This is a genomic window from Pseudomonas sp. GW822-FHT03F04 (assembly GCF_058801405.1).
Genome location: NZ_JBXANF010000007.1, coordinates 448,582 through 454,756, shown reverse-complemented (window position 1 = coordinate 454,756; position 6,175 = coordinate 448,582). Strand labels below are relative to the sequence as shown.

The following is a 6,175-nucleotide window of genomic DNA, read 5'->3' as shown; positions in this document are numbered from 1 at the left end:
TCTACCGCGCCGCGCAAGGCGATTCCGGCAAGCGCCTGACGCGCTACTCCGTGACCCTGCGCCCGCAACTGGCGTACATGGCGCACCGGATCAACCAGCGGATCTTCCAGAACCTCAGCGTGCCGAAAATCATCGGCAAGGTCCTCGAAGAACATGGCATCCAGGGCAACGCCTATGAGTTCCAGACCGGTTCGATCTACCCCGAGCGCATCTACTGCGTGCAGTACGACGAATCGGACCTGCATTTCATCCAGCGCCTGTGCGAAGAAGAAGGCATTCACTACCACTTCCAGCACAGCGCCACGGCGCACAAACTGGTGTTCGGCGACGACCAGACGGTGTTCCACAAACTGGCACCGGTGGCCTATCAGCAGGACTCCGGCATGGTCGCCAGCGACCCGGTGATCAAGCGCTTCGACCTGCGCCTGGAAACCCGCACCAGCCGAACCACCCGCCGCGATTACGACTTCGAAAAACCGCGCATCACCCTCGAAAGCGAAAACCGTGGCGACGCCCTGCCCGACCTCGAGGATTACGACTACCCCGGCCGTTTCGTCGACCGCGAGCGTGGCAAACACCTGGCCAAACGCGCCCTCGAACGCCATCGCAGCGACTTCCAGCTCGCCGAAGGCAAGAGCGACCAGCCGCTGCTGGTCAGCGGCCATTTCCTCGCACTGAAAGAACACCCGAAGGCCAAGTGGAACGACCTGTGGCTGCTCACCGAAGTCCTGCACGAAGGCAAACAGCCGCAAGTGCTGGAAGAATCCGTCACCAGTGACACCACCGCGCTGAAAGACGATTTCCATCAGGGCTACCGCAACCGCTTCCAGGCCACCCCGTGGGACGTGCCGAACCGCCCGCCCCTGCGCCACCCGAAACCGCGCATCCTCGGCAGCCAGAGCGCCGTGGTCACCGGCCCCAAAGGCCAGGAAATCCACTGCGACGAATACGGCCGCGTCAAAGTCCAGTTCCACTGGGATCGTGAAGGCCAGGCCGACGACAAGACCAGCTGCTGGTTGCGCGTCTCCAGCGCCTGGGCCGGCGCCCAGTACGGCGGCATCGCCATTCCGCGCATCGGCATGGAAGTGCTGGTCACCTTCCTCGAAGGCGACCCCGACCAGCCGCTGATCAGCGGCTGCCTGTACCACAAGGAAAACACCGTCCCGTACGCCCTGCCGGCGAACAAGACGCGCACCACTTTCAAGACCCTGAGCTCGATGGGCGGCGGTGGCTTCAACGAACTGCGCATCGAAGACAAGAAAGGCCAGGAACAGATCTTCCTCCACGCCCAGCGCGACTGGGACGAAAACATCGAACACGACCAGAAAATCCGCGTCGGCAACGAACGCCACGACGTCGTGGAAAAGAACAGCTACACGGAATTCAAGGCCGAAGAACACCACACCGTTTACGAAGACCGCAAAGTCGAAGCACGGGCCAACGACCACCTGACCGTGGGCGTGAACCAGCACATCAAGATCGGCACCGGGCAATTCATCGACGCTGGGCAGGAAATTCACCTGAGCAGCGGCATGAAGGTGGTGCTGGAGGCTGGGGCTGAACTGACGTTGGTCGGCGGTGGCAGCTTCATCAAGATCGATGGCGGCGGCGTAACCATGAGCGGGCCGGCGATCAATATCAACTCCGGTGGTGGGCCGGGGAGCGGGACCGGTGCGGCGCCGTTGATGCCGGGGCCGTTGAAGCAGGCGGATGCGGATAAAGCCGGGAAGTTGTTGGTACCGGCTCAGCGGCAGGCGTTGATGCGAGGAACCCCTCGTTGTGAGATTTGTGAAAAGGCCGCCGCCGAATTTGCGAAGGGATCCGCCACGTGAGCAAACTTTCTAACGCAAATTTTTTGCTGATTGATGGGGTCCTGCGCCCCAACGCGATTGCCAGCCTTTACCAGCTTGGCGAGCCGCTGGAAATTGAACCGCTGTACCTGGGAACGCGTTGGGCGGAGTTGATGGATCTGGGGCCAATATTGGTGAAGCCCTCAAGTTCAACGAGCATGATTAGCCAGACGTATCAGAATGCTAACCATCAAATAGACGCCAGCCTGCTATACAGTTCTGCCCCGATGAGTGTTGTTGCGGACCACTTGAGACGGTATATCGCACCTTCCGATGTGTTGGGTGGCAACGGAATGCTTCGCTTCGCCGACCCACTAGTCACACGATATTGGCTAGGCAGTTATCAGGGTGAACACCTGAATGTGATACTTGGCCCGATCGAATCATGGTCAATACCTGAACGACCACATTCGTGGGAAGCAAACCCTGCTGTTCAATGGTTAAATTTTCTTCGGACCTCTGCTCCACTGGCGTGGCAAGACAGCTACGCCCAATTGGGGCAAACACAACTGGATGCACTTGGACACGCGGCGCGCTGGCAATTCATGGAGCGACTGCACGAAAATTTTGAGCAATACCATCCTCGGCACCTCGCTACCCTGAAATTGAGCAGTCGCACCCAGTGGTTTGATGAACGACTGGATGAAGCTCAAGCTTGGGGACTGTCAAGTGAGCGTAGTCTCGCTATCTGGGTGGAATACAGCCTGCGATGGGGGGCAGGATTCACTGAGCACGTGAATGAGCCTTATCAGAACTGGTTGGCCCGCACCCCGGAGGCCTCCAGGCTCGCTCCAGAAATCCGTATCCAGAAGATGGACAACGATTGCCTGGACATCGAAATCAACAAGGAAGTGTGATGACTCAGCCCGCGACTGACGCCCAACTGAAACAGGCCAACCGAAACCAGAATTTCACCAACACGACCATGGGATCGGGACAGTGCGCACTGATGGCTGGTGAAGTCGCCATTTTCCCGGTGCGCTACGCGGTGGATGAGTCCCCCAAAAAAGGCAGCGCCCAAGGTCCGAATCCGCTACCTAAAGACTGGTCAGACAAACCGGCTGAACTCAAGACCCGCAGCTACACCCTTCGCCAACTGCGCGATGGCTGGCTGTATGTATGGGACAGCGTTGATAAGACCTTCCACGAGTACCAGGTCAAAGGCGAACAATTCACCCGTCATAAGTGGACTGACAGCCAACTAAACCAGGATGTGCGCAACAACCCTGGCGAAACACATTCATACCTGCTCTATCCCCGCCGTAATCAGTTGCGTATTGCCTATTCTCCAGTCCAATGGACTTGGCGCATGTGCGAACTGATGCGAAATAGCAAGACGGAACAGACCCAATGGATGCGAAAAGTCGATCTGGCGGGCTTCTGCAAGAGCGCAAAAGTAGGCCATGGCGGTCCGATTACAGAGTTGGGTAAAAGTGTTTCGGACATTCTCGCATCTGGCGAAAGTGCACCTGCATTCACAAGCACTTGCCTTCCCACAACAGCATCGGAAAACGGCGGAGCATTCAAACCGGCATTCGAAGAGGCGCTGGTGCGTGGCAAAGTCCCTGAGCAGGATACTGCCCTGTTTATCGCTCTGGATGATCCCTTGGCAATGGTTAGCGACTTAAGCATGAACCTTGCCGGTCGGCTTCTGGAGCAAAGTCAGTTTGAAGGCTTGAATCAGCAAAAACTGCAAAGTGCAATTGCTGTAGAGAATCTATGTGGCTTCAATACCGACGTTTTCACGCCTTCATCCATAAAAGATCCAATCAAGCGGCAGGCCTATGCCGACGACCTCTACAAGCTTTTAAGCAACAACGATGAAACGGAGCGGGCTAAAGACCTTGTCTCTGGTGACCAAGTCGGCATGGTGGAAATGGGGTCAGCGTCCAGCACTTCTGCCGCCCAAGCCTCATTCAAAGGCAAGTGGGGAGATCTACCAGATCAGAAAAAATGGCAAAGCGCGCTTGAGGAATGGAATGCCAAACGACTCTGGCGCGAAGACGTACGGTTTGATGAAGTCCAGAAATATCTGAGCACGAGCACGCTTGAAGCCTTAAAGCTTCAAAAGCATTGCGAGCACAGTGTGCAAGACTTGATCACCTGGATTGACCAACTCAGCCCAAGCGCAGAGGCGATCTACCATGACACTTGTAATGAAGCCCAAGCCTGCCAATTACTGGAAACAGCCCACGCGGTGTACACCTTGTTGGGTAATAGTGAAAAGGGACAGGAATGGTTATGCAAACAGGCAGCGCGCCCAAGTACCCTGTTTGGCACTGCATTGTTCAATTTCAATCCGGAACTCGCTGCACTCATCAAGCAGATAACACACAACTTTGCCACTAGCGGTAACCTTGATGACCAAGGTCGTGAAAGTGATGGCAGCACCGCTCCATTGTCACCGACCTCCCCGGGAGATGCCACGAGTGTCACCACTCGAACGGCTGAGGTCAAAGCAGTACTGGATCTGGAGTCCGTCAAAAACAGCAAGCTCTACAAAGCCATGAGCAATGCTGCAAAGCAATCAATGTCCACGTTAATCAAAGTCGCCAACAACAGGGCCAGAGATGCATGGCACGGACTCAGCATTATGCTTCTTCCAGCGATGAAGCAAGAGGCCGCACTGACACTGGCAGTGCCACAGGTATTAATTTCTACAGAGATCTCTAGCGCAACCCAACTCGCCCGCAGCTCGACCTACCAACGTGACTATCAGGCCTGGATGACGAAAGTCATACCTATACAAAAAAAGATATCCGGCACCAAAGGAGTGTTACAACGTCCCGCGCCAGCATATGACCAACGCTCCGCTCGCATTTCTTTAGATGCTCTTGAGGAGCAAATGAAATCGCTTATGTTGGAACGCCCCAGCAAGGTCATAGCCAAAGCCTCAGGGAGCACTCGCCTGAGTTCTGATTTACCGAAGATAAATGGCTGGCTCGCCGATTTGGGACAGTCGGAAGTTATTGCACAACTCAAAGTTGCAGGCACGCCAGCCTATTTGACACGCACTAAATCCTGGATGAGCCAAAATCTGGGCAACGCATTGCCCGCCTTGCTTGTTGGCTTGAACATCTGGAACGCATACAACACTGCGAAACAAGCGCAAAACGATGGGGTTTTCACGGCTGATGAATTGCGCAATATCGGCGCAAACGCGTCCTATGCAGCCAACGCTATCGCTGCATTGTGGGTAGGCCCAGCTTGGAGCCGCGCCGGAGCGATGTCTATGCAACTTGGTACTGAAACGCTGAAGCTGACTCAAGGCGCATACAAGCAATGGCTGAAGGCAGCCAAAGAGGCTGCCAAATCTGGAGCTAACTCTGCAGTTGCGGGCGAATTTGCTTCTGCCTCCAAAGGCTTGATTTTAAGAACGGTCACTTGGGCGGCTTTGGGAGCTATCGCGACTAGTCTTGAAGCTTGGCAATTATCTAAAGACGTCGGTAATGCGACTAGCGATGAGGAAAAGAAACTACTCAACGCTAAAAGAGTGGTCGTATTAGGCATGTCCGCCATTGCGGGCATACAAACCATTGGAGCGGGGCTCGGCTACTGGTTTGGCTTCGCTTGGGTTATGTCCAATCCCGTGACCATAATCATTGCAGTCCTCGGCGTTGCATATTTAATGATATCAATGGCCGCAAACCGTTTTAAACGAGAAGGGTTGCGTCTCTGGTTGTACCGCTGTAGTTGGGGGCGTGGGACCATACCTGAGTGGTTGAGCGAGGACGGCCATTCAAAACAAATGCGCGCTCTGCTGGAAACTCTACAACGGCCAAGTGTAGGTGGAAGGGCCTTATACTACGGAGGAGGCAGCACTCCAAGAAAGTGGCTCGGCTTTTGGATACAAATACAGATACCCAGTTCATTAACTGGCAAAGAAATCATGCTTCAACCAGCAATGATCAAGAAAAACCTCTTTTCAAAAGATGAATTGCAGACTACAAGCAACAATTTTTATGAACAATTTCTTTGTGGAAACTGGATTGACCCAAAACTGTTCGGAACACTACCAAACGAGAATGGAAACATGCACTCTCTTTCTGACTACAGTTACAAAAAAACGGACCAGCATCGTTTGTGGCAAGCATGGATTAACACATCAATTGAAAGCCCAATCTTAGAACTGGAAGTAAAGTATCCTGCGGGAGTTCTTCAACTTGAAAACGGAAGCAACTACATGTTTAGAATGGCACTGGAATGGGCCACCAGTGAAGCAGATCGAGCCAACAATGCTTTCAATGGCGAATTGAGCGATGATATCGTATTAAGCAAAAAAAACACCAAACTTTTAAAAATATCGGTCCCGCTTTGAGATATTC

General features: G+C 54.1%; 3 protein-coding genes. All 3 read left to right on the top strand.

Annotation, left to right across the window (positions count from 1 at the left end; translation table 11 throughout):
* Nucleotides 1-1,832 (top strand): type VI secretion system Vgr family protein (locus AC1RMX_RS19330; RefSeq protein ID WP_493072745.1); only part of this gene is annotated, 1,832 nt, incomplete at its 5' end.
* Nucleotides 1,829-2,707, top strand: coding sequence for a DUF4123 domain-containing protein (locus tag AC1RMX_RS19325; RefSeq protein ID WP_493072744.1), 879 nt, complete (start codon nt 1,829-1,831; stop codon nt 2,705-2,707). The genes AC1RMX_RS19330 and AC1RMX_RS19325, both read left to right, overlap by 4 nt.
* Nucleotides 2,707-6,168: a T6SS effector BTH_I2691 family protein gene (locus AC1RMX_RS19320; protein ID WP_493072743.1), complete on the top strand. Its 3,462-nt coding sequence runs from the start codon at nt 2,707-2,709 to the stop codon at nt 6,166-6,168. Before AC1RMX_RS19325 ends, AC1RMX_RS19320 begins: the two co-directional genes overlap by 1 nt.
* Nucleotides 6,169-6,175 lie beyond the last annotated feature (7 nt).

Excerpts from the sequence above, each read along its gene's own strand:
- AC1RMX_RS19320 (WP_493072743.1), top strand. The coding sequence starts at position 2,707 with ATGACTCAGCCCGCGACTGACGCCCAACTGAAACAGGCCAACCGAAAC.